We start from the raw sequence: 20,710 nt of genomic DNA, 5'->3' as shown, positions 1-20,710 counted from the left end.
GGCCGGTGTCGCTGGCAGGATCGCCGCCATGATCGTCGTCACCTCCAACGACCTGCCCGGCTACCGCGTCCTCGCCGTCCTCGGCGAGGTGATGGGTCTGACCGTCCGCTCCACCAACATCGGCGCCAGCTTCACCGCCGGCTTCCGCGCCATCGGCGGCGGGGAGATCCCCGAGTACACCAAGATCATGTACGAGAGCCGGCACGAGGTGATGCGCCGGATGGTGACCGAGGCGGAGCAGCGCGGCGCCAACGCGATCCTGGCGATGCGGTTCGACACCGACTCGATCGGGCAGTTCAGCGAGGTGTGCGCGTACGGCACCGCCGCCGTCGTCGAGCCGATCGCCGCCGGCGAGCCGGGCGCCACACCCCAGTCCGTGCAGTTCGCGACGGGCACCCCGGGCGCCGGGGTCTGACCGCAGCCTCGGGCCGCCTGACCGCCAGCGCACGTCGAGCCGCCGGTGCGCGTCGGGCCGTCGGCTACGCCTGCGTGCGCCCCTCGGGCGTGCCACCGGCGGCGGCCCGTCCCGCGGCGAAGCCCTCCTCGTAGGCCTCGGCGGTACCGAGCCGGAACATGTCGTCGGGCCCCGTCCGCTGGAGCGGCCGCGCACCGGGCCCGTGCTCCGCGGTGACCCACCGGCCTGCGCCGCGGACCACGGCGAGCGGCCGGCCGGACGCCTTGCCCTTGACCAGCTCGGCCGCGGCTGCCAGCTCGTCGGCCACCGCCGTCACCGTCATCGTCAGCGGTCGCCCGAAGCTGTCCGCCAGCCCCCGCAGGTCCTCGAGGGGTGCCAGGCCGGCGACGCCGATGGCGATGTCCACCACGCCGTCGCGCCACGGCCGACCGGCGGTGTCGCTGACGATCACGCCGACCGTGACCCCGAACCTCGCGGTGACGCCGTCCCGGAGGGCCCGCGCGGAGGCATCGGGGTCGAGCGGCAGCAGCAGCACCGTGCCGGCCGGGGTGTTCGAGGCGTCCACCCCGGCGGCGGCCATCACGAGCCCCAGCCGGTTCTCCACGATCCGCGTCACCCCGGCGGCGTGCTCGCGCGTCGCGACCACCCGCACGGTCTCGTCCGTGATCGCCTGCTCGCGGTCCTCGGCCGCGACCACCCGTCCCTCGGCCTTGGACACCACCTTGCTGGTCAGCACCAGGACGTCGCCGTCGGCCGGACGGTGGTCCGGGTCGTCGTCCGCCGCGAGCGCGTCGAGCAGAAGGGTGACGAGGTCGTCGCCGGGGCGCACCTCGCCGACGCCGCCCGGTGCCCAGACCCGCAGCTCGGACGGTTCGCGGTCGCCACCCGTCATCGGCTCAGCGCCGGCAGCACGTCCCGCCCGAACACCTCGAGCCACTCCCGCTGGTTGCGCCCGACGTTGTGCAGGTAGATCCGGTCGAACCCGAGGTCGACGTACCGCTGGATCTCCGCCCTGTGCACGTCCGGGTCGGCCGAGACCACCATCCGACCGGCGAAGTCCTCCGGCCGCACCATCCGGGCCATCTGCTCGAAGTCGAACGGCGAGCGGACGTCACCCTTGGGGAACTTCATCCCGCCGTTGGGCCACTCGTGCATCGCGTTGGCCATCGCCTCCTCGTCCGTCGCCGCCCAGGACAGGTGCAGCTGCAGCACCTTCGGCATCGCGTCCGGGTCCTTGCCGGCCTCGCGCGCGCCCTCGGCGAAGCGGGTGAACAGGCCGCCGATCTTCTCCAGGGGCGCACCGACGGTGATCAGCCCGTCCGCGTGCCGGCCGGCGCGCTTGGCCGTGACCGGACCCGCGGTGGCGACCAGGATCTCCGGGGGCACCTCCGGCATGGTCCACAGGCGCGTCGACTCGAGCTTGTAGAACGCCCCGGCGTGCTTGGTGTCCTTGCCCGCCAGCGAGGACGTGAAGAGCTTGCGGATGATCTCGATCGCCTCGAACATCCGGTTGATCCGCTCGGGTGCCTCCGGCCAGTACCCGGCGATGACGTGCTCGTTCAGGGCCTCGCCGGAGCCGAGGCCCAGCCAGTGCCGACCGGGGTACATGGCGGCGAGCGTGGCCGATGCCTGAGCGACCATCGCGGGATGCCAGCGGAAGGTCGGCGCCGTGACACCGGGGCCGAAGTCACCGGTCGTCCGCTCGCCGACGGCCGTCAGCACGTTCCAGACGAAGGCCGACTGTCCCTGGGCGGGGACCCACGGCTGGAAGTGGTCCGCCGCCATCACCCCGGAGAACCCGTGCTGCTCGGCGACCGCCGACAGCTCGACCGCCTCGGTCGGGTGGAACTGCTCGAGGCTCGCCGCGTAGCCGACCGTCAGACCGTTCGCCGTCACTGCCACATCGTCTCCGTCCGCCCACCGCGGGGGCCAGGTCGTCCCGCGCACACGACGACGAGCCTAGGACGCCCCTGTCAGACAGCCAGCGGCTGCGGCTCCCGCAGGTCTGCGTCCGGCAGCGGCGCGTCCGACGTGGGAAGCACCAGGACGTCGGCGGCCGCCGGCTCGACCAGCAGGGCCTCCGACTCGTCCGTCGCACCACGGCGGACCAGCGCCACGCCGCCCACCACCAGCAGAGCGCCGACCAGCTGGACCCCGGCGGGGGCCTCGCCCAGCAGCGCCCAGGCGAGCACCACGGCGAAGAGCACCTCGGCGAGGGCGAGGAACGACGCCGTGCGCTCCCCGAGGATGCGCACCGAGACCGTGCTGACGCCGTAGGCGAACGCCGTGGGGAGCGCTCCGAGCACCAGGGCGAGCACCAGCCACGACGTGCTGGTGCCGGCGACGTGCACCGGCACCGCGGGAGTGCGGAGCGGGAGGACGCCGACCACCAGCAGCAGCCCGATCACCAGGGCGCCGACCACCAGCCCCGAGCCGGCGACCGCCACGGGGGGCAGCGGCGACGGGCGCGCCGTCATCGCGAAGTACGCGGCGTTCCCCACCGCGGCGGCGAACGCGAACAGCAGACCCACGGGGTCGAGGTGGATGCTGCCCGTCAGGTCGAGCACCAGGACCAGCCCGCCCATCGCCAGCGCGGCGCCGACCAGCGTGAGCCGAGAGGGCGTGCGACGGGTCCGGGCCCACGCCCAGCCGAGCAGCAGCAGCGGCGCCGTGTACTCGACGAGCAGGGCGACGGCGATGGGCAGCCGGTCGACGGCGAGGTAGTACAGGGACGTCGACCCGGCGACGCCGACGAGGCCGAACAGCAGCAGCGTCCGGCGCTCCGTCACCAGCAGGCGGTACCGGCCGCGCAGCGCCCACAGCGCGGGGCCGAGCAGGAGCAGTGCACCGAACGAGAGGCGGAACAGGATCGCGCCGCCGGGCGTCCACCCCGCCTCGAGCAACGGCTTGGCCACCGGCCCCGACGTCGCGAACGCGGCCGCCGCCACGAGCCCGGCCACCACGCCGCCCCCGCGGGATCCCGCAGTGCGCACGACTACCCCCTCCAACGCCCCGATGTCAGGGGTGAACGCGATTTATGCTCGTGACAGTACCCAGACACGCCGACAGGAGTCAAAGTGACGTTCGCCCCTGACACTGAGGTGTCGCTCACAGCGGCCGCCTGGCTCGTCAACACGGGCCTGCGCCGGGACGGCGTCGACACCCTGACGTCCGTGGCCGACCTCGACCGCTTCTACGCGGACTTCGGCTACGCCGGCCGCCACGACAGGGACGACGACGAGGTCGCCGCGGTGCGCACCGTGCGGGAACGCCTGCACCGCCTGTGGGAGGTCGACCGCGACGAGGCGGCGGGGCTCGTCAACGAGATGCTGCGCGAGGCGGGCGCCCTGCCCTACCTCGCCCGCCACGACGGCTGGGACTGGCACCTGCACGCCACCGACATGGAGGCCCCGCTGCCGGTGCGGATCATGGTCGAGGCCGCGATGGCGGTCGTCGACGTCATCCGGTCGGACGAGTACGCGCGGATGGCGCTCTGCGAGGCGCCGGACTGCCAGGCGGTGCTCGTCGACCTGTCCCGCAACCGGTCCCGGCGGTTCTGCGACGTGAACAACTGCGCCAACCGCGCCCACGTCGCCGCCTACCGCGCGCGCCGAGCAGCCGCGGACCCCGTGTGACATGAGCAGGCCTGACGGTCTGACGGTGGTGGTCGCCGTCGCGGTGCTGCTGCTCGCGGCGATGGCGGCCGCGGTCCTGCTGTGGAACCGGGTGCGGGGCACGCGGCCGCTGCGCACGCTGCAGCGGATCGGCCTCCTGCTGCTGTGCCAGCTGCTCGCGGTGGCGACCGCGGCGGCGGCGATCAACCACGTCAACCCGTTCTTCACCTCGTGGAGCGACCTGCGGGGCGCACTCGGCCCCGCGGACGCCGCCCGGGCGGCGCTCTCCCCCGCGGAGCACGGTGGTGCGGAGCCCGCCGCCACGCCGTCCGGCACAGCGGCGGCGCTGCCCGAGGGGTTCACCCGCTCCGCCGACGGGTTCGTCCGCGGGCACCTGACAGGCACCGCGTCCGGCGTCGAGGGCGACGTGGTCGTCGCGCTGCCCCCGGGCTGGGATCCCGCACGTCACCCGCGGTACCGGGTGATCCTCGGCCTCGCCGGGTACCCGGGGAACCCCGTCGACGCGATCATCGGCCTGCACCTGGCGTCCGAGGTGGCGGCCCGCATGCAGGCCGGCACGCTGCCGCCGACCATCGTCGTGGCGGCGACGACCAACGTCGGCGGCAAGAACGGGGACTGCGCCGACGTCGTCGGCGGCCCTCAGGTGCCGACCTGGCTCACCCGGGACGTCCGCGAGCTGATGGTGCGGGAGTTCGACGCCGATCCGGCCGCACGATGGACGGCCGTCGGACTGTCGAGCGGGGGCTACTGCGCCGCACGGCTGCTGCTGACGGACCCCACCCGCTTCGGCACGGCGATCAGCATGTCCGGCAGCAACGCCCCGGACGCCCCGGCCCTGTCCGGCACGGCCGCCGACCGGACCGCGGCCGACCTGCGGACCCTGGCCGCTCACGGCACGAACCCGCCGGTCGCCCTGCTGCTCACCGCGACGGCGCAGGACGGCGCCACGGTGAAGGACGCGCAGGCTCTGAAGGCGGCCGTGGGCCCGGGGGTCTCGGTGGACGTGCAGGTGCTCCCCAAGGGCGGTCACAACTGGTCGGTGTGGGGCGAGATGGCGGCGCCCGCCTTCGACTGGCTCGTCGCGCACCAGTCGCGCTGACGTCCACCCGTGCGCAGCACCACCTGCGCTTCTGGGAGAATGGCGGTCATGGCCGAGCTGAACCCCCTGTCGCCCCGTGTCCCGGCAACCCGTGCCGTGCGCGAGGTACCGGACCGGGTCTCGCTCGACGGTGTCGAGGAGCGCTGGGACGCCGCGTGGTCGCAGCAGGGGCTGTACGCGTTCGACCGCACGGCGGCGCGCGAGCAGGTCTACTCGATCGACACCCCGCCCCCCACGGTGTCCGGCTCGCTGCACGTGGGTCACGTGTTCTCCTACACGCACACCGACGTGGTGGCCCGGTACCGCCGGATGCGCGGCGCCGAGGTGTTCTACCCGATGGGCTGGGACGACAACGGCCTGCCGACCGAGCGCCGCGTGCAGAACTACTACGGCGTGCGCTGCGACCCCTCGCTCCCCTACGTCGAGGGTTTGGTGCCGCCGCACCAGGGCGATGCGGGCTCAGGCGGCAAGTCCGCGAAGGACCAGGTGCCGGTGTCCCGGCGCAACTTCATCGAGCTGTGCGTGCGCCTGTCGGCGGAGGACGAGCAGCAGTTCGAGGCGCTCTGGCGCCGGCTGGGGCTGTCGGTCGACTGGTCGCGGACCTACCAGACCATCGGCGAGCGGGCCCGTGCGGTCGCCCAGGCGGCCTTCCTGCGGAACCTCGCCCGCGGCGAGGCCTACCAGGCCGAGGCGCCCGGCCTCTGGGACGTCACCTTCCAGACGGCGGTGGCTCAGGCAGAGCTCGAGGCCCGCGACTACCCCGGCGCGTACCACCGCGTCGCGTTCCACCGCACCGACGGGGGCGGCGACGTGCACATCGAGACGACCCGTCCCGAGCTGCTCCCGGCGTGCGTCGCGCTGATCGCCCACCCGGACGACGAGCGCTACCAGCACCTGTTCGGCAGCACCGTGACCAGCCCGCTGTTCGGCGTGGAGCTGCCGGTGCTGGCCCACCCGGCCGCCGAGCCGGACAAGGGTGCCGGCATCGCGATGTGCTGCACGTTCGGCGACCTGACCGACGTGCAGTGGTGGCGCGAGCTGCGCCTGCCGACCCGGTCCGTGGTCGGTCGCGACGGCCGGCTGCAGCGCGAGACGCCCGACTGGATCACCTCCGACGGCGGCCGTGCGCTGTACGCGGAGCTGGCGGGGAAGACGACGTTCTCGGCGCGGGAGGCCGTGGTCGCCGGCCTGCGCGACTCGGGCGAGCTGGACGGCGAGCCGGTGGCGACCCAGCGCAAGGCGAACTTCTACGAGAAGGGCGACAAGCCCCTCGAGATCGTCACCAGCCGGCAGTGGTACATCCGCAACGGCGGCCGGGACGAGGAGCTGCGCGCCGCGCTGCTCACGCGCGGTGCGGAGCTCGGCTTCCACCCGGAGTTCATGCGGGTGCGCTACGAGAACTGGGTGAACGGCCTCAACGGCGACTGGCTGGTGTCCCGGCAGCGCTTCTTCGGCGTGCCGTTCCCGGTCTGGTACCGGCTCGACGAGGACGGCAACCCCGACCACGGCAACCCGCTGGTGCCGGCCGAGAGCGCCCTGCCCATCGACCCCTCCACCGACTGCCCGGAGGGCTTCACCGAGGACCAGCGCGGCGTGCCCGGCGGGTTCGCTGCGGACCCCGACGTGATGGACACCTGGGCGACCAGCTCGCTGAGCCCGTTGATCGTCGGCGGCTGGCTGTCCGACGACGACCTGTTCTCCCGCGTGTACCCGATGGACCTGCGTCCCCAGGGCCAGGACATCATCCGCACCTGGCTCTTCTCCACGGTGGTGCGCTCGCACCTGGAGTTCGGCGCGCTGCCGTGGTCCGACGCCGCGATCAGCGGCTGGATCCTCGACCCCGACCGCAAGAAGATGAGCAAGTCCAAGGGCAACGTCGTCACGCCGATGGGCCTGCTCGAGGAGCACGGCTCCGACGCGGTCCGGTACTGGGCGGCCTCGGCGAAGCTCGGCACGGATGCGGCGTTCGAGGTCGGCCAGATGAAGATCGGCCGCCGCCTGGCGATCAAGGTGCTCAACGCCAGCAAGTTCGCGCTGTCGTTCGGCGCGGCCGACGAGCCCGTCTCGCTCGACCCCGCACACGTGACGCAGCCGATCGACCGGGCGATGCTCGCCGGCCTGGCCGACGTGGTCGAGACGGCCACCGCGGCGCTCGAGGCCTACGACCACACCCGCGCCCTCGAGGTGACCGAGACGTTCTTCTGGACGTTCTGCGACGACTACCTCGAGCTGGTCAAGGACCGCGCCTACGCCGCGGAGGACGACCCGGAGGGTGCCGCCTCGGCGCGCGCCGCGCTCGGCATCGCGCTCGACACGCTGCTGCGGCTGTTCGCGCCCGTGCTGCCGTTCGCCACCGAGGAGGTCTGGTCCTGGTGGCGTGAGGGCTCGGTGCACCGCGCCGCCTGGCCGACGGCCGAGCCGCTGCGCGTCGCGGCCGGCGACGCGGACGCCGGTGTGGTCGCCGCAGCCGGTGCGGCCCTCGCGGCCCTCCGCAAGGTGAAGTCCGAGGCGAAGGTGTCCATGCGCACGCCCATCACGGCTGTGACGCTCACGGTGCCGTCCTCGGCCCGCGCCGCGGTGGAGCTCGCCCTCGGCGACGTGCGCGCGGCCGGACGCGTGACCGGGGCGCTGACGCTGGTCAGCGGGGAGGACGGCTCGTCCGTCGCCCGCGACGCGGAGCTGGGCGTGGCCGAGCAGCGCGCCTGACCGTCCCCGTGCGCCGGGAGGGTCCCGACGACCTTCCGGCGTGGGGAGCCCCACCCGGCCGGGCGTGACCTTCCAGCCACTAGGGTCGGTCCGTCATCACGGCACCTGGAGCACCCATGGTCGAGTTCACGTCCCCCGCGCAGGTCGAGGACGATCCCACGCTGTCCATCCCCGGCATGCTGGCCGCCCGCCTCGCCCACGACCCCGACGACGTCTTCGCCGAGCGCTCGGGCGGTCCCGACGGCAGCTGGACCACCGTGACGGTGCGGGAGTTCGTCGACCAGGTCAACGCCGTCGCGAAGGGCCTGGTCGCGTCGGGCATCCAGCCCGGGGACCGCGTCGCCATCATGTCCCGGACGCGCTACGAGTGGACCGTCGTCGACTTCGCGTGCTGGGCAGCCGGTGCCCTCGGCGTGCCCGTCTACGAGACGTCGTCCCCGGAGCAGGTGCGCTGGATCGTCTCGGACTCCGGCGCCCGGCTCGCCGTCGTCGAGACGCCCGACCACGCGGCGGCCGTCGCCCAGGTACGCGACGACCTTCCGGGCCTGACCGAGGTGCTGGTGCTCGACGAGGGCGCGATCGACACCCTGGTCACCCGTGGCGCCGAGGTCCCGGACGACGAGATCGCCCGGCGCAGCGCCCTGGCGGACGGCGCGTCGCTGGCGACGATCATCTACACCTCCGGCACCACCGGACGTCCCAAGGGCGTCGAGCTGACCCACGGCAACTTCGTCTCGATCACGCGGGAGGGCGTGGCCGGACTCGGTGAGGTCTGCGCGAAGCCGTACTCGCGCACCCTGCTGTTCCTGCCGCTCGCCCACGTGTTCGCCCGCTTCATCGAGGTGCTGTGCGTGCCGTCCGGTGCGGTGATGGGGCACGCACCGAACGCCCGGAACCTGATCGCGGACCTCGCGGCGTTCCAGCCGACCTTCGTGCTCGCCGTCCCCCGGGTGTTCGAGAAGGTCTACAACTCCGCCGAGCAGAAGGTGGGCGACGGTCTGCCGCTGCGCATCTTCCGGTGGGCCGCCAAGGTCGCCATCACGTACTCACGAGCCCTCGACACCCCGTCGGGTCCCAACCCGGTGCTCACGGCCCAGCACCGGCTCGCGGACCGGTTGGTGCACCGCAAGCTGCGCGGCGCCCTGGGCGGCCGGGCGGAGTTCGCGGTGTCCGGAGGGGCACCCCTGGGCGAGCGGCTGGGGCACTTCTACCGCGGGATCGGCGTCCGCGTGCTCGAGGGCTACGGCCTGACCGAGACGACCGCCCCGACGGCGGTGAACCGGCCCGGCCTGACCAAGGTCGGGACCGTGGGACCCGCCTTCCCCGGCACCAGCGTGCGGGTGGACGACGACGGCGCCATCTGGGTCGCCGGGCCGCACGTGTTCCGCGGCTACCGGCACCTGCCCGAGCAGACCGCCGAGGTGCTGGTGGACGGCTGGTTCAAGACGGGCGACCTCGGCTCCCTCGACGAGGACGGCTACCTGCGGATCACCGGCCGGTCGAAGGAGATCATCGTCACCGCCGGCGGCAAGAACGTCGCCCCTGCGCTCCTCGAGGACCGCCTGCGCGGGCACCCGCTGGTCAGCCAGGTGGTGGTGGTCGGGGACCAGCGACCGTTCATCGGCGCCCTGGTCACCCTCGACGCCGAGATGCTGCCGGGCTGGCTCGCGATGCACGGCCTGCCGTCGATGGACGTCGAGACCGCCGCGACCAACCCCGGGGTCCTCGAGGCCCTCGACCGCGCCGTGGCCCGCACCAACGAGGCGGTGTCCCGTGCGGAGTCCATCCGCAAGATCCACGTGCTGAGCACGGACTTCACCGAGGCGAACGGCTACCTGACCCCGTCGCTGAAGGTGAAGCGCGCCCAGGTGCTCAAGGACTTCGCGGCGCAGATCGACGAGCTGTACGAGGACACCCGCCAGCACGACTGACCCGTGCCGCCGGCGTGGCCGCCGGCACGCCCGAGGGTGCCGGCGGCCGCGCCGTGGACGAGACGCCCGCGCGGGCGTCAGACGAGCGTGCGCAGCCGCGCCGTGTCGGCGGACTGGGACAGCAGACCACCGCTGGGCGTCGAGCCGTCGGACCAGCGCAGCAGCGCACCGACACCCTCGACCAGCTCCGCCTCACCCTCGCCCGCGAACGTCACGCCCGCGTCCTGGCCCAGGGCGGCACGCAGCAGCGCCACGTCGCACGGCATCGAACGGGCCTCACCGGACGTGACGCCGATCGCCGCCAGGTCCCCGGCGCTGGTCGCCAGCTGGAGGGGGTCCGGGCCCACCCACAGGGTCCGCTGCGTCAGCGCGGCGGCGCCGTCGCCCAGCACCAGCTCGGCGACCTGACCGCGCCGCAGCACCTCCACCACGGAGTCCAGGGCCGTCACGGCGGCGTTCCCCTGGCCCAGCGCCTGCCGGAACCGGTCCAGCGTCGCAGACCGGCGCCGGGCGCGGTACGCGTCCACCGCCTCGACCTTCTTGGTGTGGAAGGCCTCCCCGTGCACACCCTCGCCGCGGCCACCCCCCGGCACCTCGACCATGAGGTCACGCACCGGCTGCCCGACGGCGTCACGGACCAGCGCGACCGCCCGCACGTCGCCGGTCAGCAGGACGAGGTCCGGCGGGTCTTCTGCGACGCGGTGGTCGAGCGCCGAGGCGACCGCCTCCGCGTTGCGCTGCCAGGAGTCCTCGGCGCGGGTCTGGGACCGGCGGTCCAGGCCACCGCCGCGAGTCTTGTGCACCTCGTCGTGACCGCCCTGCACCACCTCGGTGGTCGGCTTGGCGTCCCGCTCCCCGGCCTGCACGCGTTGCAGGTCGGCACCGTTGCGGTCCACCGCGACGACGAGCAGGTCGACGGTCTCGTCGGCGGCGTGGATCGCCTGCAGCAGCGCGGGCGCCGGCCCGAACATGCCCTGCGACTGCGCCGGTGGTGCGGACAGCAGCCGGTCGACCACCAGCCCGTAGGCGTCCGCCACCAGCACGCGGCCGTGCGGGGTGCGACGACCGTCGGGCACCTGGAGGCGCTCACCGATCTGATCCAGCACCTCGGCCGGTGCCCCGTCCCGCTCGAGCGCTCGACGCACCGCCTTCCACCGGTCCGCCGCCTCCGCCTCAGCGGACAGCTGGGACGGGGTCGCATCCAGGTACACGGTGGTGAACGGTGCGGGACGCCCGAGCAGGGGCTTGAGCCAGTGCAGATCCATCGAGAGGACTCCTCGGTGCTCGACGGTCCCCGGCGACCACGGCGGGGCCGAAGGCCCCGGGGCTGACCCCTCTACCTTCCGCCACCCGCACGGCCGAGCGCCACCCCGGATGCGATCGCCTCGTGGTGGCGGATCACCTCCTCCACGATGAACGCGAGGAACTTCTCCGCGAACACCGGGTCGAGGTCCGCCTCACGGGCGAGGTCGCGCAGCCGGGCGACCTGGACGGCCTCGCGGCCGGGGTCGGATGCGGGCAGCCCGAGCTCGGCCTTCAGCACGCCGACGCGCTGGGTGGCCTTGAAGCGCTCCGCCAGGATGTGGATCAGCGCCGCGTCGATGTTGTCGATGCTGTGCCGCAGGCGGGCGAGCTCGGCCGGCACCACGGGGCCGGTCGGGCTGCTGTCGCTCACGCGCTCTTCTCGCGCGGCGGGCGCTTGTCCCGCGGAGCCTCGCGCGGCACCAGCGTCGGGTACACGTTCGCCAGCACGACGTCCCGGGTGATCACCACGCGGGCGACGTCGTCACGGCTCGGTACCTCGAACATCACCTGCTGGAGGACCTCTTCCATGATCGCGCGCAGCCCGCGAGCCCCGGTGCCCCGGAGGAGCGCCTGGTCGGCGATCGCCGCCACCGCGTCGTCGTCGAACTCGAGCTCGACGCCGTCGATCTGGAACATCCGCTGGTACTGCTTGACCAGGGCGTTGCGAGGTTCGGTGAGGATCCGCACCAGTGCCTCGCGGTCCAGGGGGGACACCGTGGTGATCACCGGCACGCGGCCGATGAACTCGGGGATCAGGCCGAACTTCAGCAGGTCCTCCGGCATGACCTCGTCGTAGACGTCGATGTCGTCGGCCGTGTGCAGCGGCGCCCCGAAGCCGATGCCCCGACGACCGGCGCGCGACGTGATGATCTCGTCCAGGCCGGCGAAGGCACCCGCCACGATGAACAGCACGTTGGTGGTGTCGATCTGGATGAACTCCTGGTGCGGGTGCTTGCGGCCACCCTGCGGCGGCACCGACGCCGTCGTGCCCTCGAGGATCTTCAGCAGCGCCTGCTGCACGCCCTCGCCGGACACGTCCCGCGTGATCGACGGGTTCTCGCTCTTGCGGGCGATCTTGTCCACCTCGTCGATGTAGATGATGCCGGTCTCGGCCTTCTTGACGTCGTAGTCCGCCGCCTGGATCAGCTTGAGGAGGATGTTCTCCACGTCCTCGCCGACGTACCCCGCCTCGGTGAGCGCGGTGGCGTCCGCGATGGCGAACGGCACGTTGAGCATCTTCGCGAGGGTCTGCGCGAGGTACGTCTTGCCGCAGCCCGTCGGGCCGATCAGCAGGATGTTCGACTTGGCGATCTCGACATGGTCCTCGGCGGGACCGACGCGGCCGGTCTCACCGGCCTGGATGCGCTTGTAGTGGTTGTAGACGGCGACGGCCAGCGACCGCTTCGCGGCGTCCTGGCCGATCACGTACTGCTCGAGGAACTCGAAGATCTCCTTCGGCTTGGGCAGCTCGACCATGCCCGCCTCGGTGCTCTCCGCCAGCTCTTCCTCGATGATCTCGTTGCAGAGGTCGATGCACTCGTCGCAGATGTACACGCCCGGTCCGGCGATCAGCTTCTTGACCTGCTTCTGCGACTTCCCGCAGAAAGAGCACTTGAGGAGGTCGGCCCCGTCCCCGATCCGAGCCACAGAATCCCCTTCCTCGAGTGCACCCGCGGTGCGTTCCGTGCATCGTCCCGCAGCACGGCTCCGGCGGCGGTGCGCGTCTTCCCATTGGACACCACGGCAGGCGCCGTGTCAGCCGTACCCCCCGGAACCACCGGCGTGTCCTGCTCAGCCGGTCAGCCGGTCGCGGGAGGCACCTAGGACACAGGTCCTGCGGTGGTGCACCGCGCCGGCCGACCGGCCGCTGCGTTCGTCAGGACGGCTGGACCGTCGTGGGCACCACGCCCTTGCGGCTGGCCAGCACCTGGTCGACCAGGCCGTACTCGGCGGCCTGCTGGGCGGTGAGGATCTTGTCCCGCTCGATGTCCTTGCGCACCTGCTCCAGCGGCTGCCCGGTGTGGTGCGCGAGGGCCTGCTCGAGCCACTCGCGGATGCGGATCAGCTCGTTGGCCTGGATCTCGATGTCGGACGCCTGCGCGTAGCCGCCGCCCTCCATGGCCGGCTGGTGGATCAGCACGCGGGCGTTGGGCAGCGCCAGCCGCTTGCCGGGCGTGCCGGCCGCCAGCAGCACGGCCGCCGCCGACGCGGCCTGGCCGAGGCACACCGTCTGGATCTGCGGCTTGATGTACTGCATCGTGTCGTAGATCGCGGTCAGCGCCGTGAACGAGCCGCCGGGCGAGTTGATGTAGATGGTGATCAGGCCGTCCGGGTCGGTGCTCTCCAGCACCAGCAGCTGGGCCATCACGTCGTCCGCGGACGCGTCGTCCACCTGGACGCCCAGGAAGATGATCCGGTCCTCGAACAGCTTGGTGTAGGGGTCCTGCCGCTTGAACCCGTACGCGGTGCGCTCCTCGAACTGAGGCAGCACGTACCGGCCGGACGGCGAGGCGGGTGCGAGGCCGCCGGGGCCGGCCAGGCGGCCGGCGGCGGCGACGAACTGGGACTCGATGCTCATCAAGGTCTCCTCTTGAGGTCGTCGGACGTCAGGCCGTGCCGCCGCGGCCGGTGACCGCGTGGGCCGTCTCGACGACGTGGTCGACGAAGCCGTACTCGAGCGCCTCCTGCGCCGTGAACCAGCGGTCGCGGTCCGCGTCGGAGTTGATCTGCTCGATCGTCTTGCCCGTCTGCTGGGCGGTCAGCTCGGCCAGCACGGTCTTCATGTGCAGGATCAGCTGGGCGTTGATCCGCACGTCGGTCGCGGTGCCGGCGATGCCGCCGGACGGCTGGTGCATCATCACGCGGGCGTGCGGTGTCGCGTAGCGCTTGCCCTTGGCGCCCGACGAGAGCAGGAACTGCCCCATCGAGGCGGCCATGCCGATGCCGATGGTCGCGACGTCCGGCTGGACGTACTGCATGGTGTCGTAGATCGCCATGCCGGCCGTGATCGAGCCGCCGGGCGAGTTGATGTACAGCCAGATGTCCTTGTCCGGGTCCTCTGCCGCCAGCAGCATCATCTGGGCGCAGATGGCGTTCGCGTTCTCGTCGCGCACCTCCGAGCCGAGCCAGATGATGCGCTCGCGCAGCAGTCGGTTGTAGATGGAGTCGTTGAGACCGAACCCCGGGGAATCGGCCCGGGCGATCGCCGGCACCTGCTCGTTCACGGATGGGCTCCCTCGTCGAGTGCTGGTGGATCACCGTGCCGCCCGGCCCGGGTCCCGCGAGGGACCGTGCTGGGCGGCGACGCTGCAGCGACCCTAACGCCCTGCCAGGTGGGGCCATGTCCGGCGCGGGGGCCGTTTCGCTGACGGCGCACGGGGCGCACACCTCGGCTTCGAGCCGCTGCGGCAGCCCGGCCGGTGCGGCCGGACGTGCGACGGGCCCGGACCGGCGTGGTGCCGACCCGGGCCCGTCGTGACGGTTGCGAGCTCAGTCGCGGATGATCGCCGAGATGTCGGTCGCGGCGTCCGTGGCGACCGGGGAGGCCTGCTCCGTGGTCTCGCCGGCCTCGTCGGACTCGGCAGCCTGCGCCTCCGCCTCCTCCTCGTCCGTGCCGATGAACTCGGACAGGTCGACGGTGGCGCCGGCCGGGTCGGTGACGGTCACGCGGCGCAGCGCGACGGCGAGCGCCTTGGACCGGGCGACCTCGGCGACCATCGAGGGGATCTGCCCCTGCTGGTCGATGGTCTGGATGAAGGTGTTCGGGTCCATGCCGTACTGCCGCGAGGCGTTGATCAGGTAGTCGACCAGCTCGGGCTGGCTGACCTTCACCTGCAGGTCCTCGGCGAGGGTGTCGAGCAGGATCTGGTTGCGAAGCGCGGTGGTGGCCTGCTCGGTGACCTCGGCCCGGTGGACGTCGTCCTCGAGGCGACCCTCGGACTCCAGGTGGCGCACCACCTCGGCCTCGACGACGCCGGCCGGGACCGGGATGTCGAGGTCGGCCAACAGCTGCTCGAGCAGCCGGTCGCGGGCCTGGACTGCACGGTTCTGGGTCTTGATGCGGCCGACCTGCTCGCGCAGGTCCACCAGCAGCTCCTCGAGCGTGTCGAACTCGCTGGCGAGCTGGGCGAAGTCGTCGTCCGCCTCGGGCAGCTGACGCTCCTTGACGGTGGAGGCCGTCACGGTGACCTGCGACGTCTGGCCGGCGTGCTCGCCGCCGACCAGGACGCTCTCGAACGTGGTGGTCTCCCCCGCCGACAGGTCGGTGAGCGCCTCGTCCAGACCCTCGAGCATGTTGCCCGAGCCGATCTGGTAGCTGACGCCGCTGACCTTGTCGACCTCCTCGCCGTCGATCGTCGCGACCAGGTCGATCTGCACGAAGTCGCCGTCCGCGGCCGGCCGGTCGACGCCGACCAGGGTGCCGAAGCGCTCGCGCAGCCCGTCCAGACGCGCCTGCACGTCCTCGTCCGTCACCTCGATGTCGTCGACCGCGACGCTCACGCCGTCGAGCTCCGGCACGGTGATCTCCGGGCGCACCTCCACCTCGGCGGTGAAGTGCAGCTCGCCCTCCTCGCCCGGCTTGGTGCTCGTCAGGCCCGGGACCTGGGTCACCTCGACGTTCGGCTGGCCGAGCGGGCGCAGCTTGTTGTCGCGCACGGCCTCCGCGTAGAACTCCCCGAGCCCCTCGTTGACGGCGTGCTCGATGACGGCGGGACGGCCCACACGCTGGTCGATGATGCGCGGCGGCACCTTGCCCTTGCGGAAGCCCGGCACGGTGACCTGCTCGGCGATGTGCTGGTACGCGTGCTCGATGCTCGGCTTGAGCTCGTCGTACGTCACCTCGACGGTCAGCTTGACCTTCGTGGGCTCCAGGGTCTCGACGGCGCTCTTCACTTCGGGTGCTCTCCAACTGGTTCGGCGGGCGCCGGTGCTCCGGCGGGGGCGCGTGCGTCGCGCGTACCGCCCGGGATCGAGCAGGGCGGCGTCGACCTCGCGCTGGCGACCCTCGATCGTACGTCACGGCATCCTCGCGCCCCAATCGGCCCCGACCCTCCGGCTGCGGTACTGATGCGCGCCGCCTGGACCCAGGGGCGGTCGCACGGGCCGGCCCGGTCCGGGGTTGCAGACCGCCGAGGTCCGGCAGACTGGCGCCGATGAGCTTCTACGGCGAGACCGAGGTGGGCGGCCCCAACGGGCTGACCTACGCCGTGCTGGTGACCCGGCTGGCGCACGACGAGCTGCTGGAGATCCTCACCTTGGAGCGGTTCTCCGGCTGGGTGGCGCCGACGGAGGCCGGGTGGACGGTCGCGGTGCCCGAGTCGCCGGTCGGCCACGTCGCCTCGCACCGACGGCGGCTGCCCGAGCTCGCGGAGGCGATCAGCGACCGCACCGACGCCGTGGTGGCCTCGGTCGTCGTGGTCAAGGACGAGCTGCTGCGGCTGTGGGCGGGCCGAGGAGGCGCGCAGCTGGTCGACTACGTCAGCGACCCGAGCGTCGGTGCGGAGGACGCTCCCCTCGAGCTGGACCCGTTCGGCAACCCCATGGGGATCTCCGACGGGCCGGTCGGCGCGCACGGGGCCTCGGCCCTCGCACGTGCGGCGGACCGGGCGCAGGCCGCCGACGAGCTGCAGGAGCTGCTGGCCGAGCGGCTCGGCGAGAGCGAGAACGAGTCGGAGCGGCTGCAGGCGGTGGCACGGCTGCTCGGCTGGCCGAGCTGGCTGGTCGCCGTCGACTCGCTGCCGCGGCGGGTGCCCGGCGGACCGGACGCGTCGGCGTTCACGCGGCTGCGGGCGGGACGCGGGGGTATCGGCGGGATCGCCGCCGCCCAAGCAGCTCGGGTGGTGCGCCGGAAGGCCTGATCGGCCCGGTACCCTGAGGGCCGCGGTCCGCCCTGGCGGACCTGTGCGGACGTAGCTCAATGGTAGAGCCCCAGTCTTCCAAACTGGCTACGCGGGTTCGATTCCCGTCGTCCGCTCCGTGTATCTCCGCAGATCAGATGCGATATCGACCCCCCGCTGAGCCGTCCAGCACAGACGCCCTTTCGGTTCCACGCGGGCCGTTCTACGCTCGTTTCAGCCCGCTTCGGTTCCAACTCGGTTCCACGGGCAGAGGGCGACTGGCTATCAAACGGGCGCCCGGAGCGGGGGATCATGGCGCGCAGCTTCGGCGGGGTCCGCCGTCGACCGGCCGGCTGGTGGCAGGCGTTCTACCCCGGCGCCGACGGCCGTCGCGTCTACTGCCCCACCCACTTCCCCGCCGCGCAGGACGCGCGCGACTGGCTCGACGAGCTGGTTCGCCAGCGCGAGCGAGGCTCGTGGTTCGACCCGGCGGCGGCGCACCAACGGTTCGATCGCTTCGCGACCTCGTGGCTCGCCAGCGCCCGCATCGCGTCGACCACCAAGGAGCTGTACGCGGGGTACCTCGACAACCACCTGCTGCCCACCCTTGGTCTGATGGAGCTCGGCGAGATCAGCCCGGCGACGGTGCGCGCCTGGTACGCCGCGATGGAGTCGAAGAACTCCCCGACCGCCCGCGCCCGGTCCTACGCCCTGCTGCGGCAGATCCTCAACGTCGCCGTCGACGACGGGGCCATCACCGCCAACCCGTGCCGGATCAAGAGCGGCGGGACGACTCGGCACAAGCCCAAGCCCACGCCGGACCTGGTCCAGGCTCGACGCATCGCGGCCCGCATGCCGCACCGGTGGCGCTTCCTCGTCGTGCTCGCCGCGACGTCGACCGCCAGGTACGGCGAGCTCGTGGCGCTCCGCCGCCGGGACATCGACGTCCTGCGGATGACCGTCAGCATCGAGCGGCAGTGGTACCGCGGCGCCTTCCGGGAGACGAAGCGGCCGGCGTCCGAACGCCTCGTCTTCCTGCCGAAGATGATCCAGGGCTTGCTGCAGGCGCACCTGGCCGCCTACGTCGGTCCGAGTGCCGACGCGTTGGTGTTCACCACCCGTAACGGCACTCCCCCGCCGACCAACTGGATCAACGCCCTCGTCCACCGGGCGGCCGACGACATCGGGCTCGAGGGCGTCACCTTCCACAGCTTCCGTCACCTCGGAGGCACCCTCGCGGCACAGACCGGGGCGTCGACGAAGGAGATCATGCGGCGGATGGGTCAGTCGACGCCGCGGGCCGCGATGATCTACCAGCGCGCGGTGGACGAGCGGGATGCGCTGATCGCCGAGAGCATCGCGGCCGGGGTCACCGGCGGGGCGAAGGTGCTGCCCCTTCCCACCCGCGGCCGTGGGGCCGCCTCCCGGTAGCTGTCGCCGTGCCCGCCGTCGGCTCAGCCGTGGTCGCTCCGCTTCCCCGTCGCTCGCAGGACCGCCCGGGCCGACAGCAGCGGGGCTGCGCGCCCGCGCGAGCGCGAGCCGTGGGGTACCGGAGCGGGCAATTCCACGGTGTGGCCGGAGGAGCGCGGTGCCACGGCGGACCGCGACGCGGGGATGCGATGCGAACCGATCCAGGCGTCCAGGTCCTGGGGCAGCCAGCGCACGGCGTCCCGCTTCCCGGTGCCGCGCGCCCGCAACCGGACGTGGGCGACCTGGCCGGTGGCGGTGGCGGCACGCAGGGTGTCGACGCTGACGCCCACTCGGGCCGCCGCCGACCGGGCGTCCAGCAAGGTGCCGGTCACGGGCTCGAGGCGGTCAGCGCGCTCTGTCTCGCCGTTGATCGCCATGCCGTCTACCCCCTCGGTGAGACGAGGCCGCCAGCGTCCACAGGAGGGATAGACAGAACAATCACACGCACCCTGACCAGGCATCACGGTGACCGCCGACCGATAGACAGCCCGATAGACAGGGTGATCACGGCGTGGTGCGGCCCTATCGACAGGCGGATCACCCTGCCTGGTCAGCGGCCCTTTCGCTGGCGACCGGACTACGCGGGTGCGACGACGGCGACGCCGTTGGCTCGGGCAGCGTCGGCGAGCCGCTCGTCGTAGGTGACCAGACCCTGGAGATCGTCCCCCAGGCTCAGTGCGGCGGCGAGGTGGATCGCGTCGAGGCTGCGCACCACGGCCGGATCGAGGCGCCCCGCCTCCTCGAACACCGCGGTGGTCACCTCCAGCAGCGTCAGCGCGTCGAGCACAGCGCGGGCCTGCACCACGCGGTCCGGGGCTGCGCGACGGACCGCACGCATCAGCTCGGTGCGGGCGAGGTCGCACGACACCGGGTGGCGGTCCGCCTCGCCCAGCCAGGCACGCAGCGCGGCCGTCTCCTGCTCGGCGACGACGAGCTTCACCAGCGCGGCGGTGTCGAGGTAGAACGCCACCTCAATACCGCTCGGCGTCGCGCATGGTCGCGAGCTCGTCGGACAGCGCACCGCCGGGCTGTGGCGCTGGGAGCTCGGCGATCGAGCGGCGCGCCGACCTGGCTACGCCGGCCGCGATCAACCGGTGCAGCGGCGAGCTCGGGATCGGGGACAGCTGCGCGACCGGACGGCCGCGGTCGGTGATGGTCACGGTCTCCCCCGCCACCACCTCGGCGACGACTGCCGAGGCGTTCTGCTTCAGCGCTCTGATCCCCACCTGGCTCATGTTCTTCAGTGTAGAACATCTGTCGCCGGCCCCTCAGACTTCCGTCGTAGCGGTGTGCCAAACGGCCCTGCAGTGTTCGACGAGTACCCGAGGAGCGAGGGACACCTACCGACCTCTGCGTGCCCGACGCGGCCCGAGCCCGGAACGCCTGGTCAGTGGGACGGTCGACCTCTCGGCGGAGAGGGCGGGACCGGGCGGGGCTGGCCGACGAGGCTCCCGAACCCCTGCTGGGTCGCCGTAGTCGCCGGATCGGAAGGTGACCTCCCAACCGCCGTGGTGCCACATCCAGACGTGCGCATATCGGTCGATGAACGGTGTCCGGTACCAGACCCGCACCCACCTCGGCATCAAGTCGAGACGCGGTCGAGCTCCGCCCGGCGGCAACCAGTTCCATCCGGGCGCCGAGCGCCCCGGAGCAGACCAGCCGCCTGGCGAGAGCACCCAGGAAGAATGACCTGGCGTCCCCTCGATCTCGCTCACAGACCGATCATGGGGCCGGACGCCGGTAATGCCACCTTGCGAGCTGCGCGATGCCTCCGTCGCCCTCCACTGCCACCGGCGCGGAGCGCGGTGCAAGAAGAGTCTCCGATCAATGAGCCTCTCCGGCGCCCTGCCGATCGCGTCCGAGACCGTGCAGATGGCAACGCGCCGATCGGGACGACCATCGCCGTCAGGCGGCTGCGGGTGGGACGGGACAAGGCCCGCTGCGCCCTAGTGCCAGAGGAGTGACCGAGAACTGGCCTTGCACGGAGGCATCAACGGCGGTGCGCCGTGACACGTGGCGTGCGACGGGGGGCGGAGAGGGTGACGACGATGCGGCGAGGCCGAACGACGACGTCGGGCGACCAGGCTGCAGGCCCGATCGCTACTCGCGAGGTCGGTCAACCGGCGGAGAGGTGCTGTCTACGGTGAACAAGGCGGTCACCAGACCCCGACTTCGGCCCTGCGAAGCCGCGGGACGGCCGCAGGTTCCGGGAAGGCGGCGGTCGGCGAGCTCGCTGAGCCGAACCCCTCTCATCACGTCGCCGTCGACTCCGACGACCGATTGTCAACGACGGGTTGGAATTGACCCTGTGG

19 protein-coding genes and 1 tRNA gene are annotated in these 20,710 nt (G+C 72.4%); 8 read left to right on the top strand and 12 right to left on the bottom strand.

The annotated features are described in order from the left end of the window. Nucleotides 1-28: 28 nt before the first annotated feature. Complete coding sequence (locus ACFQTY_RS14815; RefSeq protein ID WP_337975214.1) at nt 29-415, top strand: YbjQ family protein; 387 nt, start codon at nt 29-31, stop codon at nt 413-415. Nucleotides 416-479: 64 nt separating this feature from the next. On the opposite strand, the gene cofE is transcribed toward ACFQTY_RS14815, so the two are convergent. From cofE to ACFQTY_RS14800, 3 genes are all read right to left on the bottom strand, one after another. After that, nucleotides 480-1,307 carry a coenzyme F420-0:L-glutamate ligase gene (gene cofE, locus ACFQTY_RS14810; protein ID WP_378101896.1) on the bottom strand — a complete coding sequence of 276 codons (828 nt, stop codon included), beginning with the start codon at nt 1,305-1,307 and terminating at the stop codon, nt 480-482. Then, entirely contained in the window at nt 1,304-2,317 is a 1,014-nt protein-coding gene (locus ACFQTY_RS14805; protein WP_337975212.1) for a TIGR03557 family F420-dependent LLM class oxidoreductase, read from the bottom strand. The genes cofE and ACFQTY_RS14805 overlap by 4 nt, the downstream gene beginning before the upstream one ends. 71 nt (nt 2,318-2,388) lie before the next feature. After that, complete coding sequence (locus tag ACFQTY_RS14800; protein WP_378101892.1) at nt 2,389-3,408, bottom strand: EamA family transporter; 1,020 nt, start codon at nt 3,406-3,408, stop codon at nt 2,389-2,391. Nucleotides 3,409-3,492: 84 nt separating this feature from the next. Here ACFQTY_RS14800 and ACFQTY_RS14795 point away from each other — a divergent pair, with 84 nt between their 5' ends. From ACFQTY_RS14795 to ACFQTY_RS14780, 4 genes are all read left to right on the top strand, one after another. Beyond that, a complete protein-coding gene (locus ACFQTY_RS14795; protein ID WP_378101887.1) occupies nt 3,493-4,050 on the top strand; it encodes a CGNR zinc finger domain-containing protein in 558 nt (185 codons plus the stop codon). Between the two features lies 1 nt (nt 4,051). Continuing rightward, nucleotides 4,052-5,149, top strand: a complete 1,098-nt coding sequence (locus tag ACFQTY_RS14790; protein WP_378101884.1) for an alpha/beta hydrolase — start codon at nt 4,052-4,054, stop codon at nt 5,147-5,149. Between the two features lie 48 nt (nt 5,150-5,197). Beyond that, nucleotides 5,198-7,855 (top strand): valine--tRNA ligase, encoded by a 2,658-nt coding sequence (valS, locus tag ACFQTY_RS14785; RefSeq protein WP_378101881.1) that lies wholly within the window; start codon nt 5,198-5,200, stop codon nt 7,853-7,855. 116 nt (nt 7,856-7,971) lie between these two features. Next, entirely contained in the window at nt 7,972-9,786 is a 1,815-nt protein-coding gene (locus tag ACFQTY_RS14780; RefSeq protein WP_378101877.1) for an AMP-dependent synthetase/ligase, read from the top strand. Between the two features lie 77 nt (nt 9,787-9,863). On the opposite strand, the gene ACFQTY_RS14775 is transcribed toward ACFQTY_RS14780, so the two are convergent. The 6 genes from ACFQTY_RS14775 to tig all read right to left on the bottom strand — a co-directional run bounded on the left by ACFQTY_RS14775 (nt 9,864) and on the right by tig (nt 15,984). Beyond that, nucleotides 9,864-11,051, bottom strand: coding sequence for a hypothetical protein (locus ACFQTY_RS14775; RefSeq protein WP_378101874.1), 1,188 nt, complete (start codon nt 11,049-11,051; stop codon nt 9,864-9,866). Between the two features lie 71 nt (nt 11,052-11,122). Beyond that, nucleotides 11,123-11,461 carry a chorismate mutase gene (locus tag ACFQTY_RS14770; RefSeq protein ID WP_291762093.1) on the bottom strand — a complete coding sequence of 113 codons (339 nt, stop codon included), beginning with the start codon at nt 11,459-11,461 and terminating at the stop codon, nt 11,123-11,125. After that, nucleotides 11,458-12,738: an ATP-dependent Clp protease ATP-binding subunit ClpX gene (gene clpX, locus ACFQTY_RS14765; RefSeq protein ID WP_337975206.1), complete on the bottom strand. Its 1,281-nt coding sequence runs from the start codon at nt 12,736-12,738 to the stop codon at nt 11,458-11,460. Before clpX ends, ACFQTY_RS14770 begins: the two co-directional genes overlap by 4 nt. A gap of 229 nt (nt 12,739-12,967) precedes the next feature. Next, nucleotides 12,968-13,669 carry an ATP-dependent Clp protease proteolytic subunit gene (locus ACFQTY_RS14760; protein ID WP_337975205.1) on the bottom strand — a complete coding sequence of 234 codons (702 nt, stop codon included), beginning with the start codon at nt 13,667-13,669 and terminating at the stop codon, nt 12,968-12,970. A 28-nt stretch (nt 13,670-13,697) separates the two neighbouring features. After that, entirely contained in the window at nt 13,698-14,315 is a 618-nt protein-coding gene (locus ACFQTY_RS14755; RefSeq protein ID WP_337975204.1) for an ATP-dependent Clp protease proteolytic subunit, read from the bottom strand. Between the two features lie 265 nt (nt 14,316-14,580). Further along, nucleotides 14,581-15,984: a trigger factor gene (gene tig / locus ACFQTY_RS14750; protein WP_378101867.1), complete on the bottom strand. Its 1,404-nt coding sequence runs from the start codon at nt 15,982-15,984 to the stop codon at nt 14,581-14,583. Nucleotides 15,985-16,244: 260 nt separating this feature from the next. Between tig and ACFQTY_RS14745 the strand changes: the two genes are divergently transcribed. From ACFQTY_RS14745 to ACFQTY_RS14735, 3 genes are all read left to right on the top strand, one after another. Beyond that, nucleotides 16,245-16,949: a hypothetical protein gene (locus ACFQTY_RS14745; RefSeq protein ID WP_378101865.1), complete on the top strand. Its 705-nt coding sequence runs from the start codon at nt 16,245-16,247 to the stop codon at nt 16,947-16,949. A gap of 45 nt (nt 16,950-16,994) precedes the next feature. Continuing rightward, nucleotides 16,995-17,065 (top strand) — tRNA-Gly (locus ACFQTY_RS14740). Nucleotides 17,066-17,240: 175 nt separating this feature from the next. Further along, nucleotides 17,241-18,359: a tyrosine-type recombinase/integrase gene (locus ACFQTY_RS14735; protein ID WP_378101862.1), complete on the top strand. Its 1,119-nt coding sequence runs from the start codon at nt 17,241-17,243 to the stop codon at nt 18,357-18,359. Nucleotides 18,360-18,382: 23 nt separating this feature from the next. Here ACFQTY_RS14735 and ACFQTY_RS14730 read toward each other — a convergent pair whose 3' ends face one another. From ACFQTY_RS14730 to ACFQTY_RS14720, 3 genes are all read right to left on the bottom strand, one after another. Further along, nucleotides 18,383-18,775: a hypothetical protein gene (locus ACFQTY_RS14730; RefSeq protein WP_378101859.1), complete on the bottom strand. Its 393-nt coding sequence runs from the start codon at nt 18,773-18,775 to the stop codon at nt 18,383-18,385. A gap of 200 nt (nt 18,776-18,975) precedes the next feature. Continuing rightward, a complete protein-coding gene (locus ACFQTY_RS14725) occupies nt 18,976-19,368 on the bottom strand; it encodes a type II toxin-antitoxin system VapC family toxin (RefSeq protein ID WP_378101856.1) in 393 nt (130 codons plus the stop codon). A 1-nt stretch (nt 19,369) separates the two neighbouring features. Further along, nucleotides 19,370-19,633: a type II toxin-antitoxin system Phd/YefM family antitoxin gene (locus tag ACFQTY_RS14720; RefSeq protein ID WP_378101853.1), complete on the bottom strand. Its 264-nt coding sequence runs from the start codon at nt 19,631-19,633 to the stop codon at nt 19,370-19,372. Nucleotides 19,634-20,710 lie beyond the last annotated feature (1,077 nt).

It is taken from the genome of Cellulomonas sp. T2.31MG-18, assembly GCF_964266755.1.
Lineage (GTDB): Bacteria > Actinomycetota > Actinomycetes > Actinomycetales > Cellulomonadaceae > Cellulomonas.
The sequence above is the reverse complement of the archived record's forward strand: the minus strand, read 5'-3'. Positions and strand labels throughout refer to the sequence as shown.

Bases quoted from the DNA above. Each gene is read 5' to 3' on its own strand.
- ACFQTY_RS14815 (WP_337975214.1), top strand. From the start codon at position 29: ATGATCGTCGTCACCTCCAACGACCTGCCCGGCTACCGCGTCCTCGCC.
- cofE (WP_378101896.1), bottom strand. From the start codon at position 1,307: ATGACGGGTGGCGACCGCGAACCGTCCGAGCTGCGGGTCTGGGCACCG.
- ACFQTY_RS14790 (WP_378101884.1), top strand. From the start codon at position 4,052: ATGAGCAGGCCTGACGGTCTGACGGTGGTGGTCGCCGTCGCGGTGCTG.
- valS (WP_378101881.1), top strand. From the start codon at position 5,198: ATGGCCGAGCTGAACCCCCTGTCGCCCCGTGTCCCGGCAACCCGTGCC.
- ACFQTY_RS14780 (WP_378101877.1), top strand. From the start codon at position 7,972: ATGGTCGAGTTCACGTCCCCCGCGCAGGTCGAGGACGATCCCACGCTG.
- ACFQTY_RS14775 (WP_378101874.1), bottom strand. From the start codon at position 11,051: ATGGATCTGCACTGGCTCAAGCCCCTGCTCGGGCGTCCCGCACCGTTC.
- ACFQTY_RS14760 (WP_337975205.1), bottom strand. From the start codon at position 13,669: ATGAGCATCGAGTCCCAGTTCGTCGCCGCCGCCGGCCGCCTGGCCGGC.
- ACFQTY_RS14745 (WP_378101865.1), top strand. From the start codon at position 16,245: ATGAGCTTCTACGGCGAGACCGAGGTGGGCGGCCCCAACGGGCTGACC.
- ACFQTY_RS14735 (WP_378101862.1), top strand. From the start codon at position 17,241: ATGGCGCGCAGCTTCGGCGGGGTCCGCCGTCGACCGGCCGGCTGGTGG.
- ACFQTY_RS14730 (WP_378101859.1), bottom strand. From the start codon at position 18,775: ATGGCGATCAACGGCGAGACAGAGCGCGCTGACCGCCTCGAGCCCGTG.
- ACFQTY_RS14720 (WP_378101853.1), bottom strand. From the start codon at position 19,633: ATGAGCCAGGTGGGGATCAGAGCGCTGAAGCAGAACGCCTCGGCAGTC.